Raw genomic sequence first — 23,979 nt, forward strand, 5'->3', positions numbered from 1 at the left:
TTCGGATTCCTTTTAGTTTTTAATTAACTGATTATCAGTTAATTAATTATATTCTAATTTCTTGACAATCAACAATTTGCGACAAACGGGCTGTGAACGCCCATTTTTAGGGAAGATTTTGCGACAAATCGGCGAAATATGGGCTCATTTACTGGAATTAGATTTAAAAAAGAAACTGCAAAGCGTTTCCAAACATTCTCACGCACATACTTCAAATCGCACACCGAGGCAATGTCCACGATGCTCGATTTTTTCTTCTACAACGAGATTTCCCCAAAAGAAAAATTAGGTCCAACAGGACGCACCATCGAAGCCAAACTCTTAAAAAGAATTAATGCGGTTATCGCCATAATGCGAGATGTAGAAAAGACACAAACCAAACCTACGGTGGCAATGATTCAATCGCTGTTTGAAACAGAAGAACCAATCAAAAAGCCGCTAATCGTAGAAAAGAAATATGCCGAAGAAAAGAAAGAAGTGCGCTTTCGCGAAAAGCAAAATACAAGTAATCAAATCTAATTTTTTAAGCTATGTACATTACAATCACAGCTCAAAAATTGGGTAATAATTATTCACAAAGTTCAGCAGATTTTGTGGGGTATTTAGAGAAAGAAAATGAAGGTTTGGAACAGCAGGATTTGGAACATTTTTTTAATCAATACGGCGATGAGATTTCAGCGGAAGAAGTGGTCAAGGAAATTGATGGAAACACATCTAAACTGAAAAAGAAAGAACCGAAGTTTTATTCCATCACGGTCAGTCCTTCAAAATATGAATTGCGTAATCTTCAGAACAATAGTCAAAACTTAAAAACCTACACTCGTGAGCTGATGAAGGATTATGTTGCCAGCTTCAATCGGGAAATCAATGGAAGACCAATTTCAATAAACGATATAAAATATTACGCCAAAATTGAACATCAACGAACCTTTAAAGGAACGGATTTTCAGATAAAAGAAAACCAACCTTTTGCCACAAAAATATTGCAGCTGAAAACGGAAATCAGAAATGTTCAAGAAGGAAGAGCTGAAGGGAACATTAAAAAGATGAGAAAAGAAATTGCCAAACTGGAACGCCAAGCACCACATCAACAAAATGGAAAACGGATTGTCCAGGGAATGAAAAAAGATGGCAACCAAAGCCACATTCATATCATCGTGAGCAGAAAGGATGCTTCCAATTCAGTCAGCCTTTCCCCAGGAAGCAAACACAAAGCCTCAGAAGTTGAAATGCACGGCAAAAATATAAAACGAGGTTTTGACAGAGATAAATTTTTTGAGAATGCGGAAAAGACGTTCGACAAGACTTTTGGTTATAAACGCAACTTTGCCGAGACCTATAAGGCACGAAAAGATTTTGTTAAAAACCCCAAGCTCTACTTTGCTGCCTTGATGAAATTACCAGCAAATGAAAGAGCATTGGCTTTCAAAATGATGGAGAAAACGGGATTACCAATCGTTCCAAGTATTCCCGTTACTCAGGCGCAAATTGCACTTCGTGTTTTCAAACGATTAAGACGTGGTGCAGAAGTGGCTATAAAATCAAGTTCTATAGGCATATAAAAACAAATAGTTATGAAAGTCAAAAATCCATTAACAATATCGAAGAAAACTATAAACATCTATGAACCCAAAATAGAATTGCTAGTAATGGATTGTATGGTTTATATGAAAGATTGCAGAGATAAGCAATTTGATTTGGCAATAGTTGACCCACCATACGGAATAGGGATTCATAAAATGAATTTCACCCAAAATCGGAAAGGTGGTCTAGCTAAACGGGGTGATTACAGCTCTATAAGTGACTGGGATAAAGAAATACCAAAGCAAGCTTACTGGGATGAGTTATTTCGCATTTCGAAAAATCAAATCATCTGGGGTGGAAATTATTTTTCATTACCACCAATGAAAGGTTGGGTTTTTTGGGATAAGAGAACGGATGCAAAATACAATACGGATTATGCCGATGGGGAATTGGCTTGGACTTCATTTAATAAACCTTTACGTTGTTTTCGTTGGTTGTGGAATGGTATGCTTCAACAAAATATGAAAAACAAGCAGATAAGAATTCACCCTACCGAAAAACCCAAAGCCTTGTACGAATGGTTACTTATGAATTATGCTAAAAAAGGTGACAAGATTATCGATACACATATAGGTAGCGGTAGTATTGCTATGGCATGCTGGAATATGAAATACGATTTAGTGGGTATGGACATCAATCCTGTTTATGTTAAAGCTGCTCAAAAGCGTTTAGACGATTACAGGAAGCAATTAAAATTATTCTAATGCTAACTACAAAACCTGAAATAGTACTTTTAATTATTGGTTTAGCCAGTATCGTTTTCTATGTGATGTTTCGAGTAAGTAAGTATGCTTTCTTATTAAATATCACTATGCTTTCGTTTCTCGTATCGTATATTTCTGAAGGAAATGAATTAGTATCAATATTATTGTACTTGGTTTGTCCTCTTATGCTAATTAATACAGGACTGTATGTTTTTCTGCATAAAACTGAAAACGCACAAAATGGAAATACTAAATATCGGGTCAGTTTTTCTACGAATAAAGGAAACTTCAAACTAGATAATATTAAACGTGGCGCATCCGTCATCGGATCCGCTGGAAGCGGAAAAACCGAAAGCGTAGTTTATGGTTTCTTAAACCATTTCCGGAAAGAGGATTTTTGCGGAATCATTCACGACTACAAGGATTTTGAACTGACCGAAATGGCATATCCCTTGTTTAAGGATGGTAATATTCCGTTTAAGGTCGTTTCCTTCGATAAAATCATTCATAGGGTAAATCCTATTGCGCCACGCTACTTAGAGAACGAGGAAAGTGTAAACGAAGTGTCGAGGGTACTAATTGAAAACCTTTTGGAACAACGTGAATCAGGAACTACAGGCACAACCAAATTCTTTAACGATGCTGCTGAAGGTTTGATTGGTGCTTTGATTTGGAAACTGAAGACGGATTACCCTAAATACTGTACACTGCCTCATTTAATAGCCATTTATCAATTATTGGACACTGATAGCCTTATCCAATTTTTGGAAACCAATACCACATCCAGAGCAATGGCAGATGCTTTTATTAGTGGTAAAGATTCAGATAGGCAGACAGCTGGTGTTAAAAGCACCTTGTCCAATGCCCTAAAACGCATTAGTACACAGCGAATTTTTATGGCATTATCCGCAGACGAAGTGCCATTGAATATTAATAGTGAAGAAAATCCTGCCATCATTTCCGTAGTAAACAATCCAAAATATGAAACATCGTATTCGCCTGTGATCGCCACCATTATTCACACCATCACCAAACAAATGAGCGTGCGAAATTCTAAGCCTTCATTTTTATTGATGGAAGAAGCACCAACAATTCGTTTGTTGAATATGCATCGAATTCCTGCAACTTTGAGAAGCTATGATATAGCTACTATTTATGTGATGCAGGATAAAATACAGAATGATATGATGTATGGTGATAAGGCGAGTAAAGCAATATTGAGTAATCTTTCTTACCAATTTTTCGGAAAGGTAAACGACCCAGATACCGCTAAATATTACGAACGTTTTTTTGAAATCATCAAAGACCCAACGAAAAGTATTAGCCGTGGGCATAACCTTGATTTTGATACCCGAATCACGACTGGAGAAAAAGAAATACCGAAAATAAGAGCTGATGTCTTTTTTAGGTTGAAGCAAGGAGAGTTTATTACTTATGCTGATGGAAAGGATAAAAAGGTACAGTTTAAATTGGCAAATATTCAAAGAGAGTTGCTCAAGGAATCTAAGCAGTTTTCCCAGTCTGATTTAGAGGAGAATTTTGAAAGGGTTTATGAAGAAGCCAAATCTATTTTTGAATAAGTAAATAACTAGTTTTTAAAAAAATCTGTTATATCCTGAAAAATAGATTTTTTATCTTTATTGCTATAAGTGGTGTATAGATAGTAACTATGCCTAATTGTTCCGCCTAATTTGAAAAAACCAATGGTAAAGGTACATTTCGATAATATAAGACAACAAATAATTAATGCTCTCGACAAAGCATCTGAAAGAATAATTGTTGCTGTCTATTGGTTTACAAACGAAGAACTTTTTGATAAATTAATTCAACAAATTGAGAAAGGATGCAGAGTTGAATTAATAATCCACAATGATTTTATAAACAACAGAAATACGGGACTCAATTTTCAGCAGTTTATTGATAAAGGTGGGGAATTTTATTTTTCTGATGGATATAATCCAATGCATAATAAATTCTGTGTTGTCGACAATCAAATTTTAATAAATGGTTCTTATAATTGGACTTATTATGCAGAGAATAAAAATAGAGAAAATGTACTAATAATAGAAGAAGAAAAAGATACTATAGAATCATTTATAAATGAATTTGAGCGACTAAAATCCTTAACCGAAAAAGTAACTGAAATCAGACAACTTACTCGTTTTGAAGTTGACGAAAATAATGTATTGAGAGCAAAAGATTATCTTGCAAATGACATTGTTTTTCAGGCAAAAGTCACAAATAGACCAGAAATTGTCGAATCTGCTTTTGAAATTGCACCAGATAATATCGAAGTTCAAAAAACTGCGTTTGCATTAGACTTGACTAAAAAATATAGATTAAAGCATTCTATTGGTTCGAGTCTAATAAATAATGGATATAAAATTATTGTAGAAAAAGGCTCTTTGATTCCTGTTTCTTCATCTGCCATTGTACGAACAACTGCCGATAATCAAACAAGTTCAGAAGCAACAATCCATTTTGGCGAAAACCCAAAAGCAACAGTTAATACTAAATTCGCAAAAATGCGTTTAAATGGATTACCAAAAAAACCAGCAGGTAAAGCGGAAATGAAATACCATTTCACAATTGACTTGAAAGGAAATTTAAGAATGGAAAAATATTCTCTTGATAATGGAAGAAAGCAAATTCTAACGAAAAAAATAACTGAAATTTTAGAAGAAATAATTGATGAAAAAACGTCGTAGAACACTATGTATAATTCATTGATAGAACTCGCCTACTTGCGAAAATCCTTGTGGGTTTTTTATTTAGTGTGTATTTGCAAAATTAGTTGCTCAAACACACAACGAAATCATACACAAAACTGTCATAGGTAATTAGATTTTACATGAGTAGAAGACCAAAATACAATTACGAAAAGGTAACAAAAACAGCCAAACAATATAAAACTAGAGGTGATTTTGTTAAATATGATGAACCATCTTACAGATGGGCTCAAAGGAATAATGTTTTGAATGAAATTTGCGCTCATATGGTATATGTTCGGAAGTATTGGTCTTTAGATAGTGTGCAACGTGAAGCAAGAAAATATAACTCTAGAACGGAATTTCAAAAACAAAATGTAAGTGCTTATGAATGGGCTTTAAGAAATAAAAAATTGGATTCTGTTTGCTCTCACATGAGTGTAAAAGGACACAAGTATAAGAGGGCATTATATGTGTATGAATTTGAAAACAATTCAGCATATATCGGTTTGACTTTTGATTATCACAAACGTGATATGGAACATAGACGAAGAGGTAGAGTTTTCCGAGAATTAAAGAAATCATCTGCAAAATTCATTAAACTAAATAAATGGCTAGAAGCAGAAGTAGCACAGAACGAAGAGAAGAAATTAATTGAAAAATATAGAAATAATGGTTGGCGCATTTTAAATGTTGTTACTGCTGGTAGTCTTGGTGGGAATGATATAAAATGGGATGATAACTCGCTAAAAAAAGAAGCCTTAAAGTATAAAACGATTAAGGAATTTAGAGAAAAAGCTCACGGTGCTTATTCAACTGCAGTAGCCAAAGGATTTGAAAAATTTGGTTCACATCTTAAATATGTACGCAATTATTGGGATTTAGAAAAGGTTGAAAAAGAGGCATTAAATTATAGTCATAAATCCGATTTTAGAGAGAAATCATCATCAGCATATGACTGGTGTTTGAGAAATAATATGATTGACGAAATATGTGGTCATATGAAATCAAGAGTAAATAAATGGGATTTACAAAAGGTGAAAGAAATTGCAAAGCAATACGATTCAATGACGGAATTTCAAAAAGGAAATAGAAGCGCATTTGAATGGGCTAGAAAAAGTGATTTTTTTGGAAAGATTTGTGACGGAATGAGACCTTTAAGAAAATCATGGAATTTTGAATTAGTCATTGAAGAAGTGAAAAAATATAGCTCTAAAGCAGAATTTCAAAAGAAATCTGGCTCTGCCTATGCTTGGGCTCAAAGGAATAGATTATTAGAGAAAGCATATAAATATTTAAAAAGAACAGTCTAGAGTAATGTATATGGCACCTAAGCACCTTGTGGACTACTAAGAAACCAAACACCGGAAGTTGCTTGATTATAATCATCTTACTTTGGAGATTTCAAAGGAATTTTCACTTGAATCTAGGCAATTATTCAAATACCGATTTAGAAGCTAGTTTCAATAGTATTTATCAAGAAGTTAAAACGATATTTAATCAATACGTTCAGATTGAGAAAGTATAAATTGGTGAAAAATTTTCAGTAAAGAAAACTGAAATTATTTTAACTAATAAAATGCTCTTATATTGAAGGAAAAATAAACACTTTGATTGAAAAAGAACAAATACAAAAGAGGCGTCAGGAAATTGCAGAAATCAGACACGCTGATAGTGTATATAGAGATATTGTAGCTAGAGAAAATGAAAGAGAAGACTTCGAGAAACGTTGGTTTTGGGAATTACTTCAAAATGCGAAAGACTCTGTTAACCCAGACCAAAGCATAAAAGTGAAAATCTGCATTGAGGAAAATGAAATATCATTTTTGCATACCGGCAATCCTTTTGAATTAGATGATATTTTAAGCCTTATTATTCAAGGTAGTTCTAAAAATAATAAGGAAGGTATGACCGGAAGGTTTGGTACAGGGTTTATGACTACCTATCTTCTATCTAAAGAAGTTAGAATTACTGGTAAACTAGTAAATAATCAAGGTTGCTTTGATTTTCTGCTCAACCGTAATGCAACAGATAATGAACATTTTTATTTGCTGCAGCAAGAGTCAAATAAACAATTTGATAATTCAATTAGGAATAATAGCTACTTAGGTGACGATGAATTTCAAACTAAGTTTACTTATAAGCTAGGAACAGAAGGAAAGAAGACTGCGAGTATAGGATTAAAATGTTTAGATGAACTAATTCCCATTACTCAACTATTCAATAAGCAACTAGAATCAGTAACTGTCATTGAGGATGGTATAACCAGGACCTTTAACAAGTCATTGGTGAATAAGCACGAAATAGGCTCTATTAATGAATGGATGGTAAATACGCTTTATAATGGCAAAATGCAAACAAGTTTAAAGGCCTATGTGCAAAATGACCACAGGTTTGATGCTTGTATTATTACTACCTATCAAAATGAAACCGAAATAATTCTGCCGTTAACAAAGAACCATCCGCGACTATATTATACTTTCCCATTACTAGGAACTGAAGAAATTGGAATCCCGATTATTATTAACTCAACTCATTTTGACCCTAGGGTTGAGCGGGACGGAATATATCTCAAGAAAGTATAAGAAGGTGGAAGTGAGGTAATTAACAAGGAAATAATAAATAAGGCTTTATCGCAAAGTTTACTGGCATTCGTACAATTATTTAAAGCCAAAAACATCTCTGGAATTCACGAAGTTTTTAATTTCAAACTTTCTAAAGATCTAAAATGGATGGACCACGACTGGTTCGTCAATTTAAAAAATAACACATTCCAGATACTTGCCACCAAACAAGTAATCAAGTATAACAATTCTGAGGAAGGCTTTACTAGTCTTAATGATTTAACAATTCCATTTACTGATAAAACCGATTATATTAAGGGTTTATGGGAACTTTTATCAAAAATACTTAAGCTAAAGGTGCCATTGGCTAACGAGTTGCAAAGTTGGGTTGAAGTTGCCCAAAGTTATTCATTTATTGAGCCCAAAATAGAAAACATTGATGAACTTGATTTTGTATGGGGTATTGATGAGTTAATTGATTTTGTTGAGCAAACTAATGATATTGAAACATTAAATTCTTTAATCAGTATTGAAGGACAGTTATGGCTTAACAACTTTTACTCTATAATTGTGCAAATTAAAAGGCATTTTCCACTAGAGAAATGTATTGCTTTAAATCGTAGGAATAACTTAAGAAAAGCTGAAGGTATTAGTTGGGATTTATGCAATGATGAAACTCTGATTGCTACATCCGATTTAGTTGGATTAAACTTTGCTGACAAACTCTTTTCAAAAAACATTCAAACATTTAATCTAAGTGGCGTTGAGAATTTTTCGCTTCAAGAGGCGGTAAGTGAGTTAAAATCTAAGCTCAATCAAATTACACCATCTGAAATAAGTAGCAGTTCATACCAAATATGTAATGCAAAATTCTTGAAATGGTTAATTTCTAAAGAAAATCAAGAAACAATTAAAGATTTAAAAGTTCTAAGAGGTACCGTAAATAATAATAACGAGGATTTTATTTATGACCATTTCCCTAAATCCGAACACTTACTTTTAGGTCCAAAAAAATTATTCGAAAAAGAATTTCCAATCTATGCAAGCTTAGTTAGAGATAAAGATTGTATGAATGATATTTATACTGAGTTTTTGAGTAGTGAAGACTTTAGTTTTTTAAATGAAGGTGGGTTTATACATTATAGCCCAATTATTATTAAAACTGAAAATGCAACCATCAAATTGCTAGAAGATTTGATGATAAGCGAAAGGGATTTGAATAGTTTAAGAGATAGTGACGGAAATCTTAAATATAAATTCCAGGTCACTTATTCAGATTTCGCATACTTAACAACAAGTGATGGGCATATTTATGCCCGAAATACAACTCAAAAATCAAGTTTAGAACGGTTAAGATTTTTACTTAATGAAGCCATAGAAAAAAATGTTTTTTTTGATAAAGATTACCAGGAAATTAAAATCGATGATGTCGAAACTGCTATACAATTAAAAAAGTGCTTATGGGTATATCGTGCCAAACGATTAAATTGGATAAATATAAAAACTGAAAGTGAAGACTCGGAAACAAAGTTTGTAAGCGAAACACCTTCATCAAAAAATCTTTCAGAATTATTTAAGGAAAATGATGCCTTGCTAAAAACAATTCGTGGCGCCAGACAACAAACTTTTTTGAACAAATTAGGTGTTGGTGTTTCAGATTTAATTAGAAATACTTTGCCTACGGACGAACTTCGGTTGAGCTGGGATAAAGCAATAACAAATATGATTACAAGTGATGCCGACCCGGAACTTGTCCAAGAAATTTTTAACGACCCAAGTATTAGAAAAGAATATGAGAGAAGGCTCGGTGAGAGGAAGTTAATAAGCAGGAATCAGTTTATTGGTAAACTCATAGAAGATTTGTTTAAAGAATACATAACACAACTCAAAGCCGAAGGTGTCAATATAAATATTGAAAGAAAGCCATTTGGTAGTGATTACATTCTTACAGAGGAATCGTCAGATTTAATCAATCAACAGAACGAACGAGAGGCTTTTAAAATTAATAACTGGCTTGTAGAATTAAAAGCAACAGGAAAAGATTATGCTGCAATGACCCCTTTGCAAGCAAAAACAGCAACAGAACAGAAAGAAAATTATGCTCTAATTGTAGTGCCCCTAAATGGTTTTGAACCTGATTTGGAATATCTCAGACAAAATACCAAGGTCATTCACAATATAGGTTATAAGATAGATAATGTTTTTGCAGATTTTAGCGAAATTGAAATTAAAAAAAGCCACCTTCACAATGGCCAAAATGGAATTTCTGTGAGCATAGAAGATCAAAACATTCGTTTTAGAGTAAATGCCTCTATTTGGAATAACGAGCACATCAGTATTAAGACTTTTATTGAAACGTTCTTTGTAGATTCAAATAATTAATTTAAGGATAAAGGTTGAGTAATTTTTATTGAGAAGAGTAAGATATACAGAAAAAGTAAGAATTTAAAATGAGTATTAACCAAAGTGAAATAATTAAAAAAACAGATGAATTTCTAGACACCCTTAAGCTCAATCTAAAGCAAATAAAACTCAAAAAATATCAAAGTGTAGTCTTCAATTCTTCAGAGTTTAGGACCAAAGAAATACTGAATGAAAGTGTACATAAGGTTAAAAAAAGCAGCCTTCCTCTAATTTACACAATCGAGTTATTAGAAATTAGTAAACTGCCTAAATTACTTGGTCTGTTCGAGGATTTTAGTGAAAGCAACAAAAAGAAAGTTAAGAACAAGGATAGGGTCAATCTTTCAAGATATAATAAGTCACTTTCATCTTTTCTATATGTCGGAAGCTCTACCACGGGCATTTACTCAAGATTAAAAAATCATTTTGGAACACGCGGTAATAGAGTATATAGTTTACATTTATGTAAATGGGATAATGGTATTGATTATGATATAAAGTTGAGAACTTATACTATTGAGAACGTAAAAAGCCCAAATACAATGCACGCTATAGTAGAACTTGTAGAGCAACAAGTTTGGGATGAATTAGAACCCAATTTTGGAAAGCGAAGTGGACAATAAAATGCTTAATCTCTACCTCATTTTTAAATATGAAGTAACTAGATTAAAACATTTAAATTTACAGAAACAATAGATAATAACTATAAATATTAAAAAAAGAAGCATTTGCTAGTATTAATTGGTTAACAAAGAAGAAATAATAGATTTAGAGAAAATTGTTCAAAAGGAATGTGATGAATATTCACTTACTTTAGAAGAATCGCACGATAATAACTTTAAGATTTATACAGATCAGTCTTCAGGAATCACACTTTTCCTTCAACTTGATGAGAACCACAATTTATCATTCTACTTTCTGCAACGAACTTACGATGTGTTTTACACTGGCGATAGATCGGATGCTCACGTAATTCTAAGCTTGATGTTTACGGCTTTCTTAAGGTTCTATAAGTCGGGAATTTCCTGTGAGCAATTTGATATTGGCCATCCTGTTGTTCCAGATGAAATATGGGGAAGATATTTGATACCAGTCCAAGCCCCAATTTTACATGGAATTTCGACTGCCAAACAACTCTTTGAGGTTGTCAAGGAAATAATAAAAATGGTGGCATTTTGGCGAGAAAGCTTATGGTATTTTGCAGGTTGCCCTTGTGATAAATGTATGACTGCTGGAAATATTGATAACTCAAACTATAAATACTCTTTCGAAGATGTTGAGGACATATTTTCACATTTGCATAGTATATCTAGCCGAAATAATTATAGGGATCGTGAACGACCAGAATGGGTATATTTCTATGACATAGAAGAGGAAGTTACGATGATTAAATCCAGTAGTCTCGCAAAGTTTCTCTACGCAACATTAGATTTGTGTACAGATAAAACTGAACAGTTAAAAGGACAGAATGGTACATTTGTGCTAAGCGATAACATAAAAAACTTCGTTCACGATGATACGAGATTTGAACTGGACGAATATTTCAATATTATCAATAAAGAAGGGAAACTAAAAGGATACCCCGTGATTCCTATGGAAAATATGGTCGTTACGGTAATGGAAGATTATATTATTGCATTGGGTAGAATATGTGGATTTGAAGAATATAAAAAAGAAAGAGAGCTCATTAGAGAGCGACACAATAGAGAATCTGAGCTGTTGTTTCCAATAGCACAATTTTTGTGGAAAGAAGAAGTTTGTCCAGACCAATTCGAATTATTAGTTAAGGCACTATTGGAACGTGAGCCAAACGTAAAAAGCGTTAGAAGACCAGCACCCATTAATCAAGGTGATAAAGGAAGAGATTTAATTATTGAGTGGAATGTAATAAATGAATATATGTCCGATACCACACCGCCAAGAAAGTTGATTAAAGTTGTAGGACAATGCAAATCGGGAAAATCTACAATCGGAAAAGGGAAAGTGTTGGATATACGAGATACTGTAGAAACTCATAATTCACAGGGCTTTTTCTTAGCCGTAAATACCCAAATTTCCGCAGCACTTACAGAAAAACTCGAATCGTTACTATCTCAAGGAATTTGGACTTCTTGGTGGAATAGGGATGATATTGAGATGAGACTGTCTAAAAATCAAGATTTAATCCCAATGTTTCCAAATGTTCTAACATCTAAAGACCAAGTCAAATTTGTGGATAGGGAAGATTAGTTACATTACAATTCAACATGATTGATTGAAATCAGAACACCAGATTGTTTTTGTTTAGAGTTTGTATTCAATAAGTGGTCAAATGGTAGTGTAATAGGTGGTGTAATAGGTGGTGTAAAGATTCTCAGGTGTTTGAAATAGAATAAATTAGATGAGGAATTGCTGATTTGTTTAATCAATAGTCAAATATCAATTATATATCTCTCTTACTGTTTTTCATATGTAAAATATTGAAATTTAAAGCATTATTTCTAAAAGACATAGGAGATTTAAAAAGGTCCATTATCTCTTGGTCCGTTGTGGGTAACCTTCCATAGTCCATCTTCTTTAATCAATTTAAAAACACCAGGTTTTGGGTCATATGCTGTGGAATACTTTATCCAAGCAACTTCACCTTCCATAACTTCATCAACAATCTTGAAGTCGGATTTTGAATTTTTATCCTGAACGAACATTTCTTGAATGCTGGAAAGATTAGCATAGCCTTCTGCAGTAGTATGTTTTTTTAGAGACGCTTTATCACCGTGATAAAAACTTTCGGCAACAACTTTGGCAGTTTCAGAAGGAGACATATCCTTATTCCCAGCACAGGAAATAAATAGAAGTACAAGTGAGCAGATAAGTAATCTTTTCATAATATTATTAATTTGGGTTATTGATATATCTATGTGATATATTCAGTTTTATATTTCGTTCACCATCTTTCTCGTTCAATTCTAAAATTGCCCTACGGTCATTGGACAATGAAAATTTGGGCATTACATAAATAAACCTTACCATTTTACCTTCTGCAATTTTTGACGGCAAATAGTGCTTGTAAATAGGCTCTTGATATAAACTCTGTAAAGATTTCTTTTTCCCTTTTTGTCGGGTCTCGATTGAGAGGTTCAAGAAATTCAAATCGTAATCCATTGAAGAATTATTCTCAATCTGGATAACAAAATAGAGTTCTTCTTTATCAAAAACAATATTTTCAACATTCAAGACAATGCCTTGAGTTCGCTTCTTAATCCGACCAACACGCTGGTTTCTGTTAAGAAGATAGGAACAGAATTTTTGATAATAGTAGGTCCTGTTATCTATATTTTTTTCAGAAGTAACAACCTGAATCGAATCGGTTACAATTGGTTTTTCATTCCCAATACTATTTGTTACTGGGATAAAATAATTGAGCTTTGACAGATGCTTCTTATATCTTACAATATACGAAAAAATTGCACCATTCCTGTTGACTACCAGTAGATTACTTTCTTTGCCAGGTTTAGCCTGAAGCAGCCCGAAATATTGTTCTTTTTCACGATTATAGCTGAAAACAAAATTATCCGAACCGGTTATGCCTTGTCGTATGGGTTCTGGAAAAAATAGCGCAACGTTTTTAGTGTCGTTTGCATAAATTGTATCTAGTACTGTGTCTGTTTGAGCTTTCGCGAAAGCGGAAATAATGAGAGCTGAAATTATAATATACTTTTTCATAAGAGTGCGTTTTTAAATACCCATTATGGGCTTCATAATTTTGGTTTTAGAATTAATTTGTAGTTGTTGAGCACAGTTACCTTCACGTTTCGATTACGACGTCTAAATACCTGCGTGATTCCGCCCACTTGTGGAACGGTAGGAATATTGATATCACCAATAACATCATCCAAAACTTCTGTGGTAGCTTCTGCCCTAAAATTATTTTGCACATAAATACCTTCGCTGCCATCCAACAAATCGAATGCCTTCAATTTGGTAGGATGATGCTTAATATTCTCAATTTCGATTAAAGCACGATTAGGTTGAAAGCTAATAAACCCAAAAACTGGTGTATTCTTTGGCATTGGCTTACCATTTATAGTTGCTGATTTAGTAAGACGCATCCGCAATCTAGTGTTCGCCTTAACAACCTGGTCGCCATCGACAACCACATATATCGTTTCATCCGTATTGCCAATAATCGAAACTTCATTGGGTTTTGGCGAAGCAGCAAAGAATAATTGATGCTCTAGCCCTAATTCTTTGGCTTCAATTTTTTGTTCTCGCATTATTTCGGCTGAATCGATTTGTTGTGCGCTTTTTTTCACAACTTTCTTTTGCCATAAGTTTCTGTATTTCTTGTCAGAGTATTGAATTTTACCTGCATTGTATATACTATCCACAATGCGTTCTTTTTCGAGTTCTGGCAAATCAGGATTGTAAAGACCTGTGGAATCCAAAAGTTTTTCATCGTAGATGCTAGGTGCGTTATTCTCGCGCACTTCCTTTAAGTCATTGATAGCATCAAGTTTGGAATCATACTCTTTTTGGTTTTCGTCCAAGTCCGGTACCAAGGTTTGTTCAAGGTTTTCATTTTCACTTTCGTCATCGCCCATAACCATCATAGAATAGGAAATCAGGAAAATGAAAATCACAGCTAGTACTGCTGCAAAAACTATTTTGTTCTTTTCTACTTTCATAATCGTGGTTTTTAAGTGCCGATTATCGGCTCAACTTTCATCGTTTAATTTTTTTAAGGTGTTCTCGAAATAGTTTGTAATCAACAAACCGTGTGGATTGTTCGGAAAGTTTCTATCAACGGGAATTAAGTTTCCACTAGAAACCAGTTCATAAGTGTCTATTATTGAGCCTCTATTGATTTCAAAGACGGTAACCGTTCTAAAGGTGTATGTTCCGTTTTGTTCCCCTATTTGTGAATCAATACTTAGTACTTTTTGAATAAGCGAATATTGCAATAATCGATTGTAGACACCATCAGCTTTTTTCTGGCGATATAGATTGTCCACAGAACTATTACCCAGCCACAGAGCCTTTTCAAGATTCCTTTCGTAGTTACTGGCATCGATATTATAGAAGTAGTTGTGGAACTGGTCTAAATGGGCTAATGCCTCGACCTTGAAATTTTCTTTTTGGGTAACGAGCTTCAACGGAATAATACTACCATCGGTATTGATAGCAAAGGCACTATTGAGCGCTTCTTTATTCGTTTTAAAAGCCATCCATAATGAAAAGGTGTTAGATAGCATTGCAAAAATGACAACTGCCAACACGATAAATCTGTTCAATTTTAAGACGTTGTATATGTTCTTATATGGTGTTTTCATTTTCATTGGAATTAACTTGTAAATAATCTGAGGGTAAATGAGGTGGCGCGCTTGTATAATTTGAATTTTAGAAAAACAATAAAACCAACCGACCCAAGCTGAACTACAGGTGCAAAAAAGCCCTGACCAACATCAGTTCCAAAAAGGTTTGTCCAGAAGTTCGTATTGATTTCCGTATAGAGTGCATTTACAAATACGTTGACCAAAAAGAAGGCTGGCACCAACATATAAACCGCAGCGTATAATTTGAAAAATGTATAGGCAAGTGAACGGAATTTTTCAAAAACCGCCAGACTGATTACCAACGGAAAAAAGGCTTGCATTATACCCAATAAAAAATAGCGTTCTGCAAGGAAAAGCGGGTAGATGAACAAATCTAAAATCCAGAGGATAAGACTAATGATAAATGCAAATATTTTGAATCCATAAAGTGGTGTGACCAAGGCTTCATATAATAATGTCATAGCATTTTTTGCGGCATCCATAAGGTTGACATCTTCTTCAATAGGAATATCTTGCATCTGCAAGGGCAGTAAGGCAGGTGCCGTACCACGATATTGTGCTTCTATAGACACAAGAATACTATCAAAAAAACCCAGTACTTGAGTAGAAAAAATAACCAGGAGAACTATGGCAAAATTCTTTGCCAGTTCTCCTGGACTCAACCCCCAAGTATATCCGTCCTTATCGGCAATACCCTCATTATATTTTTTAAGGATATTAACCAGAAAGAACAATACGGCAAGTGTTTTCATTCCTGCAATGGTGTATTGCGAGAAACTGCTATTCTGTATGGTTTGAAATACAGTATCGATATATTCTAGTCCGATTGACATTACTTTTCTCTAATAGGTGGTTTCACGGTTATTAATTTTATCCTGCATTTTTCTGAAGGAAATAATGTCCTTGTAGCGTTTAGTTTTAGTTGTGATATTAGCAACCATTTCCTTTGATTCCTGTTCTTTCTGCTTTAAAACTTCAGCACGTTCAGCATCTGACATCTTTAAATTATCGCTGGATAGGATTTCACCCATAAATTCAACCGTGTCCAAAGAATTTTGGACTATGGCGTCGAATGATTCCGCAACTCGTGTTACTTCCTCTGGTTTTATATAGGGTGAGTTTAAAATATCCTGTAAATCGTTTTGCATTACGTTGATAAGGCGTTGATTGTTCTGTGCAATTTCCTCAACTGCTCTAAGCTGTTGTACAACGCTGGATACTTTCTCTATAGCTTCTTTAGCATCTTTCAGGAATTTTACAGACTTAATCATTTCAGCTGTCTGCTTGCCTGATTCTATAAGTTGTTTTACCAAGCTTACAAAGTTAGTGTTGTCATAAACTGGCATTCCTTGGGCTTTAGAGCCGCTAGGCAATAAAAGGGCGACCGTTAAGAATAGCCCAAACAAGATTGTTTTGATTTTTGTTTTACTAATTGTTACGTATTTGTTTTGGTATTCGTGAATTTTTGATTTCATAATATTATGTTTTAGATGTGAATTCTTTTATAGCCAATTCCATATCATTGGTCTTTTCGTAAATGGCCATTATGGCCTCATTTTCTTGTCCATCGGTCAGATAAGCTGCATACACTTCTTTAGGAACTTCAAGCCTAAAAATGTTGCTTTGCTTTCCTATTTTGATGAACATTTCGGTGTACTTTCGTGGTCCGGAAAGGTTGTTCTTGATGGACTTTAACTGGTTTAAATCGTGGCTTGAAAGGTTGAGCCTTTTGACCAATTCGTCATAGCCTTTTTCGTTGTTTAGGCTGTAAATGACCTGCGTATTCTCTAGTATGCTAGCAGATGTTGAATTATTGGGCAGCTGATTAATGGATTGCAGAATAATCCCAATCGCACCATTCTGTTTACGAATAGCTTGATAGTAGAATTCAACACTTTCTAGTACGTTGTCAAACTTTAGTTGTTTGGCAAACTCATCGAAAAGGATGATACCTTTTTCAGCCCTGTTTTTCCATATTGTTCTTTGGATGGCCGACTTAATCAGCTTCAACATTACGGACAAGATTTCCTTGTTATCCTTTACTTCATCTAGCTCAAAAACAATTAGGCGTTTGTCCTCAATTTTATAGGTTTGGTCTTCGCTAACTTCAAAGAGGAAGCTATATAGACCATCGCCGACATACTCAGACATTACGTGCAAGAAGCTGGTAATATTGAAATAGTCGGGATGGATTTTTAAGGTGTTCAGAAGGTCTTTCTGATTCCGCTCTATAAAATTGTAAAAACCATCCAGCGAATGATTTTCTGAAGTATTGTTGTAATAATAGCGCAGTATCTTTTTAACCGAAACTGATTGTGCTTTGGTCACTTTTAAATCAGAGGCGAACAGTTCAAATAAGAATACAGATAAGTCTTCCAAACGTTCAGGTGTGAGGTCGTTTACATCACTTATATAAAAAGGATTAATGCCTAGATTCTTTCCACTTTCATAACGAAGCACAGTGTATTTCTCAGGATAGAGTTTGGCAAACTTGGTATAAGAACCACCCAAATCTATTATGACTAGACGGACACCGCTCTCAAAATATTGGCGTAGAATGTTATTTGCTAAAAAAGACTTGCCTTCGCCCGTAGGGGCGAAAATGGCAAAGTTGCGTGCTTTGATACGTTTCTTAAGTTCGTCCCAAACGTCCTTTAGAACTGGAACGTTATGTTCTCTATCATTAAAGATGATTCCGGTGGCATCAGAATTGTAATTGGTATTATTTATAAACAGGCATAAAGCGTGCTTTAAATCGGTTACATACAAATCATTGTTTGAAAAGTTGGAAGAAAAACAGCAGTAACTATTTAATATATAGTTCTTCCGTTCCTCACCTCTTGGATAATATGGGATAATATCCAGTTCCTTAAATTCAGTTTTGATTTTAGAACCGATTCGACTTAAATTTTCAGGGTTTTTATCCCAATAGACGATGTTGAGATGACCACGAATAATCCGTGCATTGTCATCTGCATTGATTTGGTCGAGAATATGTTGAATTTTACCAAGTACCACTTTGTTCTGTGAACCGAAGTTGGAACTTTTGTTGAGTTCTTCAACTTTCTTATCGAGCAGCTTGCGCCACTTTTGTTTATCATCCAAATACAGGATTTGATTAACAATATGATTCTCATTAAGCGTAAGCCCTAAGCCATCAATAAACCCTTGATGAAACACGAAATCGTCAGAAGTGAATTTCTCATTGGTCTTGCTACTCTGTACACTTTCGCCAAAGCACAGTTCGCTATTGATAGCCAGGGCATCAAAATGGTTTTCGCCAATATTGACGCTTTTCTTTTCTAATATGATGTCCGTATCAAAACCTTCATTGAATCCATTGAAATAACCATTTGTGAGGTGCTGAATGTCTTTCGCTTTAAGCGGGACAAAGGTCATTTTTCGGCTATTGTTTATAAAGGAAACCGAATCACTAACCGAGCCAGTGAAGCTCTTAACGTTGTCATCTAATTGTTGAACAATCCCTTTAGAAACTTTACGAAAAGGGTTGACATATTTTGAATTATTTAGAGCCTTGTTCTTAGTGAGCGTAAAGAACAAAAAGCAACGATGTTCCATATAAGCACGTCCTTTGAAATGGTCGTGTGTTGCTTTTTCTAAAAATGTTGTACTCGGAAGTTCTTCTGAAGTGTAACTCTTTTTAAGGTAGATATCCTGTTTTTGTACCACCGTGCCAATAGGTAAAGATTTTAAAGCCTGAAACCAAGCGCCGTGTATATCCTCAAAGTCTTTTTCTGATAGGGAATAAATTTCTGGTAGCGTTCCTTTATAGCACAGAACGACATTGCCATTATTGGCAAATATTATATTGTCCTGAACATCTGTAATAGGATTATATGCCGAAAGATTAATCTTGTTCATAATCGAAGCCCGAGTTTCTTTTGTTACTTATTATTCTTGGGAAGGCTTTAGCCATTTGAAATAGTTGTGGGTTAAGTGTTATTCTCGTGAGGGCTACATATAAGGCAGCATTAAAAACGAGAACGCCAATTATTATCCCGAAACTGAAAGAGAAAATGATAATGAGCAGCGAAGCCAAAATAGACACCATCATTAGGGCGAACAGGGAAATAGGCAGCCCAAAAATGACTGCCCTTTTTCTAATGTTTTTATAGACCTCGAATTTCTTCATACAGCTTTTTTAATAAAGCCCTCGATGAGGGTTCATTTATACTACGATGCCTATTAAATATGTGAAGATGCCGACAACTGCGCCAGCAATCAAAACAAACACAAGCACTCTAGTAATACCTTTTTTTAGGTCTGCGTTTTCCCCAAAGAAATGTCCTGCATTAAACAGGAATCCAACTAGAAAGATGACGCCAAGTAAAATTGGAAATATGGTACGTATGGTATCGCCCACATCATTAACGGAATCTTCAATTCCCCCAATTTGAGCAAAAAGTGATGTTGAGAGCAACGATAAAAAAGTTGCTAAGTAGACTGATTTTTTCATAATAAAACTGTTTAGATTTTTTGTTCATTTTCCCTTTCTGAAATTTACATATATTTGTACATAAATAACTGAAAATCAAATATTTGTGAATAAAATATTAATTGAAATCAATTGAATTTAATTGTTATTATTTAGCATCAAATTCTATGAATTTTTGAAGGAAAGTTGTTGATAACACGAAAATTGAAAATGAAAAAAGTGCTTAAAAACGTCAGTTTTGTCTTTTTGCTTCTAAAAATGTGCATCATTTTTGGACAAGAAACGAGTACTCAAAAACGAATCGTAATTGATGTTGGCCACGGTGGAAAAGATGCTGGTGCGACAGGTGTAAATGGCATCCAAGAAAAGGATGTTGTACTCAATATTGCAAATACCATTTTGAAGCTAAATGACAAGTTGGATAAGCCTTTGGATATTTACTTAACTAGGTATACCGATACACTCATTTCTTTATCGGACAGGACTAGGCTGGCCAAAGCACTGAATGCCGATTTGTTTTTGTCTTTGCATTGTAATCATTCAGATAATCCCAATGCTAGAGGTATTGAAGTATATGTGTCAGAGAAACAATCTAAGTATCTAGATGAATCTACTTGGTTGGCTTTTCAGTTTCAAGCAGCGTTTAAAAAAGAATTGGGTTTTGAGAGTCGTGGTGTGAAGTTTGAGGACTTTCAGGTGTTGAGAGAAACTGTAGATAATTTTGCAGCTGTACTTCTGGAATTGGGGTTTTTGAGTAATGGGGATGAAGCTAACTATGTATTAAAACTAAAGAATATCAGCACCATTTCTTTCGCTATTTTATTGAATATTGCTAATTTTTTTATACTATAGATTTTGAGTAATTTTTATGAGGAAATAATTCGGATAATAAAATTGATAGTTCTTACTGTTTTTAAACAACTAGCTAAGGTTTTTCAGAAAGAGTTATAGAAATGTAGTCGTCTTTTCAAATAAATTACCTAGGATACTATGCCGAAAAAAATTTAACAATTGAAACTTTTAAGTTACATTTGTCAGGCTGTTTTTTTTCAAAATTTTAATTGTTTCAATATGAAAATATCTAGTAAAAACATTGGAGAAATGCTAAAAGAAGCAAGGGAGCAGAAAAATCTAACTCAGGAACAGTTAGCTCAAAAGGTAGGCAAAAAACGTGCTTATATTACAAGGATTGAAACGGAACAAGGAAACAAAATAAATCTTCAAACCTTAAGAGAAATAGTGGAAAAAGGCTTAGAAGGGGAATTAAATATTGATTTAGATTTATAGAATGGAACAGTTACTCAAAAATGCTTTTAAAGTTCAAATTGAAGCGAAACAAGGCTCAAATTTTGAGGAGTTTATTGACGAATTGTTCTTATTAAAATATGGTGCAGAAAATTACATTCCTATTCGCGGTACACGGGATAAAGGAAATGATGGGACAATTTTGACTGAAAACAAGATATTGGCTTGTTATGCGCCCAAAAAATATAATAAGTCCGATTTTACTTTTAAAGTTTTAGGTAGCGATAAGAAAGAAGGAGATTTTCCTAAATATGTAAATAACTGGAAGGAGCAATTTTGTAATTGGGAAATGCTTGTAAATCATGAAGTATCACCAGACCAATTAAGTCTAATTGAGGAACTTGAGGGGAATACCTTTATTAAGGGAATAAAGCAAATTCTACACATAATAGAAAACGATTTTACAAATAATCAAAGGCGAAAATTAGCTACCTTTTTGGGTATTGGTGAATATTTCAGACAAGATTATATCTTGGATATCATTCAAGATTTGTTGGATGATTCAAATAGAGATGACACTATTCAATTCGATAAATCAGATTTAACCCCACCAAAAGAAAAAATTGAGTTAAATTTTAATGAGGAAGATTGGGACGGAGTAAATTCCGAAATGATATTAGTTATGAAAGACTTCATAACGATTTCTAACATATTATCAGGGTATGAGGATAATGAAAAAGATTTAATAAAGCGCAGGATAATTGAAGATTACAATAAGCTTGGCGGCGATTTTAAAGCTAGATTAAATAGTTTGACAGAGGGATACACAAAACAGTATAGTAATCTCGATGATGACGGCTATAGATTAAATGTTAGAACAATTTTACTCTATATGTTCGAACAATGTTTAATAGGAAGGAAAACAAATAAAGAATGATTTTACCGCATCCAGAAAGTAATTTGAGGACCAACTTAATGGTTTTAGGAGCCGAAATTATAGGGATTATGAGCAAAAGCCCTTTTAATGAGAAGTATGTTTTGGTTGATGATGTTATGAATAAGTTTTTGAAAGTAGATAAAAATAGAACACCAGACCTCTTTTTATATGCCGTTACCTTTTTACATACTGTTGGAAGTATCGAAAAGAAAGAATACAAGATAAAATTGATTAAGAATGATACCAGTAAAGAGCAATTAAATTTATTTCAATAATGCTAATCAGACTATACTCAGAAACTAATTTAATAGACGTTATTCCGTTTCATAATGGAATAAATATCATTTTGGGTAAATACTCTGAGGATAAGGAAGCAAGAGGTGTAAATGGTATAGGAAAATCATCATTGGTGCGTCTAATTGATTTTACTCTTTTAAGTGGAAAGGCTGAAAAAAGATTTTCTAAAAAGAAATATGATTTTTTAAGAGAAGAGGAACATAGTTTGACATTAGAATTTGAAATTAATAATAAGAAGTATTTTTTAAAGAGATACTTCTCTGACCTTAAAACGGTTTTTTTGGGTAATCGCCCAGATAAGTTCGAAGAATACGAAAAGTCAGAAATGCCTAGGATACTCGAAAGCATATTCTTTCCAACTGAAAACAATGAAGTATTTTTTGAGGGGAAAAGATATGGTACTTTGATGGAGTTTTTTGTAAAAGATGATTTACAAAACCAGCAAAGAATAGACCCACTAAATTTTGTATCATACAATGCCAATGTTAGAGATAAGGCATTATACAATTTTTACTTACTTAATCTGCCTACCAAAAATCTAGTAAATTTTAATGATGTATCAAAAGACTATGAAGAAAAAAATAAAACGGTAAAGGGACTTACAAATAAAATAAAAGCAGATACTGGGAAAGAAGTAAGAGAGTTTCGCACAGAAATATTAAAGATAGAGAAGCAGATATCAGTAATTGAAAAAAGTCTCAAAGATTATAATTTTCTAGAAAATCATAAAAATATTGAGGAGGAACTAACTGATGTAATTGGTAGGATTAATGAAAAATCCACCTTATATCATACAGCGAATAGGAAGTTAGACAAACTAAAGTCTTCTTATTCTGATGTCTCAAATATCGACGTTGATAAGATACAAAAACTTTATAATGAAACTTTATCAACATTCGGAAACTTTGTAAAAAAGAGCTTAGATGAAGTAATAGCGTTTAAGGAGCAACTTTTAGCTAATAGAAACAAGTATCTTTTAGATGAAGAAAAGAAACTAACGAAAATTATTGATACAGCACTTAACGACCTTGAAATCCTCGAAAAAAAGCGTAGTCAATTGTTTACATTACTTAAAGAAAAAGGAGCTTTAGATAGAATTGAAACTACTTATGAAAAATTGATTGAAGAAAAAACGCTATTAACAAGAAATACAGCCATAATCAAAGAAATTGACGAAATTGAGACTATAATGGCGGATACTGATATTATAATTTCCGAATTGAAACGTGATATAGTAAATGATGTCAATCAGGTTGATAAAAAGTTAAATGAATTAAGACTTTTGTTCCAGGATGTATTAGAAAATGCAATTTATCTAGATGAAGAGTTTGATAACTCATATTTTGACGTTACCATTAACCCTACATCCAAAAGAAATCAACTTCCTTTTTCAATAAATATACAAATTCCTAAGGCTGATGCTTTGGGGCAAGAACGTCTAAAAATAGTTTCTTATGATTTAATGGCTTTTCTTAATAGTAGATTGGACCAAAGAAATTTGCCTGATTTTTTAATTCATGATGGAGTTTTTCACGCTATCTCTAAAAGAACGATATTCAACGTATTGAACTATATGTATCACAAGGCAAACGAACTGCAAAATTTTCAATACATCCTGACTTTTAATGAAGATGAAATTGATTTTACCGAAGAGCTAAGTGACAGGTATGGTAAATTAGAGTTTAATATTTCTGATTATATAATTGCTGAATTTTCAGATACAGAAAAGGAAACACTATTTAAACGCTTCTTCTAATTTAATTTTGGTT

General features: G+C 33.6%; 23 protein-coding genes. 15 read left to right on the forward strand and 8 right to left on the reverse strand.

Going from position 1 to position 23,979, the window contains the following annotated elements; translation table 11 throughout:
* The first annotated feature begins 138 nt into the window (after window positions 1-138).
* From ACFQ1M_RS16855 to ACFQ1M_RS16900, 10 genes are all read left to right on the forward strand, one after another.
* Window positions 139-519, forward strand: coding sequence for a BfmA/BtgA family mobilization protein (locus ACFQ1M_RS16855; RefSeq protein WP_386410463.1), 381 nt, complete (start codon window positions 139-141; stop codon window positions 517-519).
* Between the two features lie 11 nt (window positions 520-530).
* Complete coding sequence (gene mobB, locus ACFQ1M_RS16860) at window positions 531-1,562, forward strand: MobB family relaxase (protein WP_386410466.1); 1,032 nt, start codon at window positions 531-533, stop codon at window positions 1,560-1,562.
* 12 nt (window positions 1,563-1,574) lie between these two features.
* A complete protein-coding gene (locus ACFQ1M_RS16865) occupies window positions 1,575-2,288 on the forward strand; it encodes a DNA methyltransferase (protein WP_062054292.1) in 714 nt (237 codons plus the stop codon).
* A complete protein-coding gene (locus tag ACFQ1M_RS16870; protein ID WP_299217812.1) occupies window positions 2,288-3,868 on the forward strand; it encodes a type IV secretory system conjugative DNA transfer family protein in 1,581 nt (526 codons plus the stop codon). Before ACFQ1M_RS16865 ends, ACFQ1M_RS16870 begins: the two co-directional genes overlap by 1 nt.
* A 123-nt stretch (window positions 3,869-3,991) precedes the next feature.
* Window positions 3,992-4,996 (forward strand): phospholipase D-like domain-containing protein, encoded by a 1,005-nt coding sequence (locus tag ACFQ1M_RS16875; protein WP_386410471.1) that lies wholly within the window; start codon window positions 3,992-3,994, stop codon window positions 4,994-4,996.
* A gap of 143 nt (window positions 4,997-5,139) precedes the next feature.
* The gene (locus tag ACFQ1M_RS16880; protein WP_299217809.1) at window positions 5,140-6,309 is read left to right on the forward strand and encodes a hypothetical protein; all 1,170 of its coding nucleotides are present in this window, start codon (window positions 5,140-5,142) and stop codon (window positions 6,307-6,309) included.
* A 297-nt stretch (window positions 6,310-6,606) separates the two neighbouring features.
* Window positions 6,607-7,581: a sacsin N-terminal ATP-binding-like domain-containing protein gene (locus tag ACFQ1M_RS16885; protein ID WP_386410474.1), complete on the forward strand. Its 975-nt coding sequence runs from the start codon at window positions 6,607-6,609 to the stop codon at window positions 7,579-7,581.
* A gap of 147 nt (window positions 7,582-7,728) precedes the next feature.
* Complete coding sequence (locus ACFQ1M_RS16890) at window positions 7,729-9,942, forward strand: hypothetical protein (RefSeq protein ID WP_386410477.1); 2,214 nt, start codon at window positions 7,729-7,731, stop codon at window positions 9,940-9,942.
* A 68-nt stretch (window positions 9,943-10,010) separates the two neighbouring features.
* Window positions 10,011-10,586, forward strand: coding sequence for a hypothetical protein (locus ACFQ1M_RS16895; RefSeq protein WP_299217804.1), 576 nt, complete (start codon window positions 10,011-10,013; stop codon window positions 10,584-10,586).
* Window positions 10,587-10,704: 118 nt separating this feature from the next.
* On the forward strand, window positions 10,705-12,192 hold the full coding sequence (locus ACFQ1M_RS16900; RefSeq protein WP_062054284.1) for a PDDEXK family nuclease: 1,488 nt from the start codon (window positions 10,705-10,707) through the stop codon (window positions 12,190-12,192).
* 269 nt (window positions 12,193-12,461) lie between these two features.
* Here ACFQ1M_RS16900 and ACFQ1M_RS16905 read toward each other — a convergent pair whose 3' ends face one another.
* From ACFQ1M_RS16905 to ACFQ1M_RS16940, 8 genes are all read right to left on the reverse strand, one after another.
* On the reverse strand, window positions 12,462-12,827 hold the full coding sequence (locus ACFQ1M_RS16905; protein WP_062054282.1) for a nuclear transport factor 2 family protein: 366 nt from the start codon (window positions 12,825-12,827) through the stop codon (window positions 12,462-12,464).
* A 7-nt stretch (window positions 12,828-12,834) separates the two neighbouring features.
* On the reverse strand, window positions 12,835-13,665 hold the full coding sequence (locus ACFQ1M_RS16910) for a DUF4138 domain-containing protein (RefSeq protein ID WP_386410482.1): 831 nt from the start codon (window positions 13,663-13,665) through the stop codon (window positions 12,835-12,837).
* 32 nt (window positions 13,666-13,697) lie between these two features.
* Window positions 13,698-14,627 (reverse strand): conjugative transposon protein TraM, encoded by a 930-nt coding sequence (gene traM / locus ACFQ1M_RS16915; protein WP_386410485.1) that lies wholly within the window; start codon window positions 14,625-14,627, stop codon window positions 13,698-13,700.
* A gap of 30 nt (window positions 14,628-14,657) precedes the next feature.
* Window positions 14,658-15,272: a conjugal transfer protein TraK gene (locus ACFQ1M_RS16920; RefSeq protein ID WP_386410488.1), complete on the reverse strand. Its 615-nt coding sequence runs from the start codon at window positions 15,270-15,272 to the stop codon at window positions 14,658-14,660.
* 11 nt (window positions 15,273-15,283) lie between these two features.
* Window positions 15,284-16,108: a hypothetical protein gene (locus ACFQ1M_RS16925; RefSeq protein ID WP_299217787.1), complete on the reverse strand. Its 825-nt coding sequence runs from the start codon at window positions 16,106-16,108 to the stop codon at window positions 15,284-15,286.
* 9 nt (window positions 16,109-16,117) lie between these two features.
* Window positions 16,118-16,750: a conjugal transfer protein gene (locus ACFQ1M_RS16930; protein WP_299217785.1), complete on the reverse strand. Its 633-nt coding sequence runs from the start codon at window positions 16,748-16,750 to the stop codon at window positions 16,118-16,120.
* Window positions 16,751-16,754: 4 nt separating this feature from the next.
* Entirely contained in the window at window positions 16,755-19,157 is a 2,403-nt protein-coding gene (locus tag ACFQ1M_RS16935) for a TraG family conjugative transposon ATPase (protein ID WP_386410492.1), read from the reverse strand.
* Between the two features lie 307 nt (window positions 19,158-19,464).
* Window positions 19,465-19,752, reverse strand: coding sequence for a hypothetical protein (locus ACFQ1M_RS16940; RefSeq protein WP_157363547.1), 288 nt, complete (start codon window positions 19,750-19,752; stop codon window positions 19,465-19,467).
* A 189-nt stretch (window positions 19,753-19,941) separates the two neighbouring features.
* Here ACFQ1M_RS16940 and ACFQ1M_RS16945 point away from each other — a divergent pair, with 189 nt between their 5' ends.
* From ACFQ1M_RS16945 to ACFQ1M_RS16965, 5 genes are all read left to right on the forward strand, one after another.
* A complete protein-coding gene (locus ACFQ1M_RS16945; RefSeq protein WP_386410495.1) occupies window positions 19,942-20,583 on the forward strand; it encodes an N-acetylmuramoyl-L-alanine amidase family protein in 642 nt (213 codons plus the stop codon).
* Window positions 20,584-20,802: 219 nt separating this feature from the next.
* On the forward strand, window positions 20,803-21,018 hold the full coding sequence (locus ACFQ1M_RS16950; RefSeq protein ID WP_157363545.1) for a helix-turn-helix domain-containing protein: 216 nt from the start codon (window positions 20,803-20,805) through the stop codon (window positions 21,016-21,018).
* Window position 21,019: 1 nt separating this feature from the next.
* Window positions 21,020-21,913, forward strand: coding sequence for a hypothetical protein (locus ACFQ1M_RS16955; RefSeq protein WP_299604157.1), 894 nt, complete (start codon window positions 21,020-21,022; stop codon window positions 21,911-21,913).
* Window positions 21,910-22,188: a hypothetical protein gene (locus ACFQ1M_RS16960; protein WP_157363543.1), complete on the forward strand. Its 279-nt coding sequence runs from the start codon at window positions 21,910-21,912 to the stop codon at window positions 22,186-22,188. Before ACFQ1M_RS16955 ends, ACFQ1M_RS16960 begins: the two co-directional genes overlap by 4 nt.
* A complete protein-coding gene (locus ACFQ1M_RS16965) occupies window positions 22,188-23,966 on the forward strand; it encodes a DUF2326 domain-containing protein (protein ID WP_386410500.1) in 1,779 nt (592 codons plus the stop codon). Before ACFQ1M_RS16960 ends, ACFQ1M_RS16965 begins: the two co-directional genes overlap by 1 nt.
* Window positions 23,967-23,979: the final 13 nt, after the last annotated feature.

Source organism: Sungkyunkwania multivorans (assembly GCF_042675645.1).
Classification (GTDB): Bacteria; Bacteroidota; Bacteroidia; order Flavobacteriales; family Flavobacteriaceae; genus Sungkyunkwania; species Sungkyunkwania multivorans.

Bases quoted from the DNA above. Each gene is read 5' to 3' on its own strand.
- ACFQ1M_RS16875 (WP_386410471.1), top strand. From the start codon at position 3,992: ATGGTAAAGGTACATTTCGATAATATAAGACAACAAATAATTAATGCT.
- ACFQ1M_RS16880 (WP_299217809.1), top strand. From the start codon at position 5,140: ATGAGTAGAAGACCAAAATACAATTACGAAAAGGTAACAAAAACAGCC.
- ACFQ1M_RS16905 (WP_062054282.1), bottom strand. From the start codon at position 12,827: ATGAAAAGATTACTTATCTGCTCACTTGTACTTCTATTTATTTCCTGT.
- ACFQ1M_RS16940 (WP_157363547.1), bottom strand. From the start codon at position 19,752: ATGAAAAAATCAGTCTACTTAGCAACTTTTTTATCGTTGCTCTCAACA.
- ACFQ1M_RS16955 (WP_299604157.1), top strand. From the start codon at position 21,020: ATGGAACAGTTACTCAAAAATGCTTTTAAAGTTCAAATTGAAGCGAAA.
- ACFQ1M_RS16965 (WP_386410500.1), top strand. From the start codon at position 22,188: ATGCTAATCAGACTATACTCAGAAACTAATTTAATAGACGTTATTCCG.
- ACFQ1M_RS16925 (WP_299217787.1), bottom strand. From the start codon at position 16,108: ATGTCAATCGGACTAGAATATATCGATACTGTATTTCAAACCATACAG.
- ACFQ1M_RS16945 (WP_386410495.1), top strand. From the start codon at position 19,942: ATGAAAAAAGTGCTTAAAAACGTCAGTTTTGTCTTTTTGCTTCTAAAA.
- ACFQ1M_RS16950 (WP_157363545.1), top strand. From the start codon at position 20,803: ATGAAAATATCTAGTAAAAACATTGGAGAAATGCTAAAAGAAGCAAGG.
- ACFQ1M_RS16855 (WP_386410463.1), top strand. From the start codon at position 139: ATGGGCTCATTTACTGGAATTAGATTTAAAAAAGAAACTGCAAAGCGT.
- ACFQ1M_RS16960 (WP_157363543.1), top strand. From the start codon at position 21,910: ATGATTTTACCGCATCCAGAAAGTAATTTGAGGACCAACTTAATGGTT.
- ACFQ1M_RS16920 (WP_386410488.1), bottom strand. From the start codon at position 15,272: ATGAAAACACCATATAAGAACATATACAACGTCTTAAAATTGAACAGA.
- ACFQ1M_RS16930 (WP_299217785.1), bottom strand. From the start codon at position 16,750: ATGAAATCAAAAATTCACGAATACCAAAACAAATACGTAACAATTAGT.
- traM (WP_386410485.1), bottom strand. From the start codon at position 14,627: ATGAAAGTAGAAAAGAACAAAATAGTTTTTGCAGCAGTACTAGCTGTG.
- ACFQ1M_RS16895 (WP_299217804.1), top strand. From the start codon at position 10,011: ATGAGTATTAACCAAAGTGAAATAATTAAAAAAACAGATGAATTTCTA.
- ACFQ1M_RS16865 (WP_062054292.1), top strand. From the start codon at position 1,575: ATGAAAGTCAAAAATCCATTAACAATATCGAAGAAAACTATAAACATC.
- ACFQ1M_RS16935 (WP_386410492.1), bottom strand. From the start codon at position 19,157: ATGAACAAGATTAATCTTTCGGCATATAATCCTATTACAGATGTTCAG.
- mobB (WP_386410466.1), top strand. From the start codon at position 531: ATGTACATTACAATCACAGCTCAAAAATTGGGTAATAATTATTCACAA.
- ACFQ1M_RS16910 (WP_386410482.1), bottom strand. From the start codon at position 13,665: ATGAAAAAGTATATTATAATTTCAGCTCTCATTATTTCCGCTTTCGCG.
- ACFQ1M_RS16890 (WP_386410477.1), top strand. From the start codon at position 7,729: ATGGACCACGACTGGTTCGTCAATTTAAAAAATAACACATTCCAGATA.
- ACFQ1M_RS16870 (WP_299217812.1), top strand. From the start codon at position 2,288: ATGCTAACTACAAAACCTGAAATAGTACTTTTAATTATTGGTTTAGCC.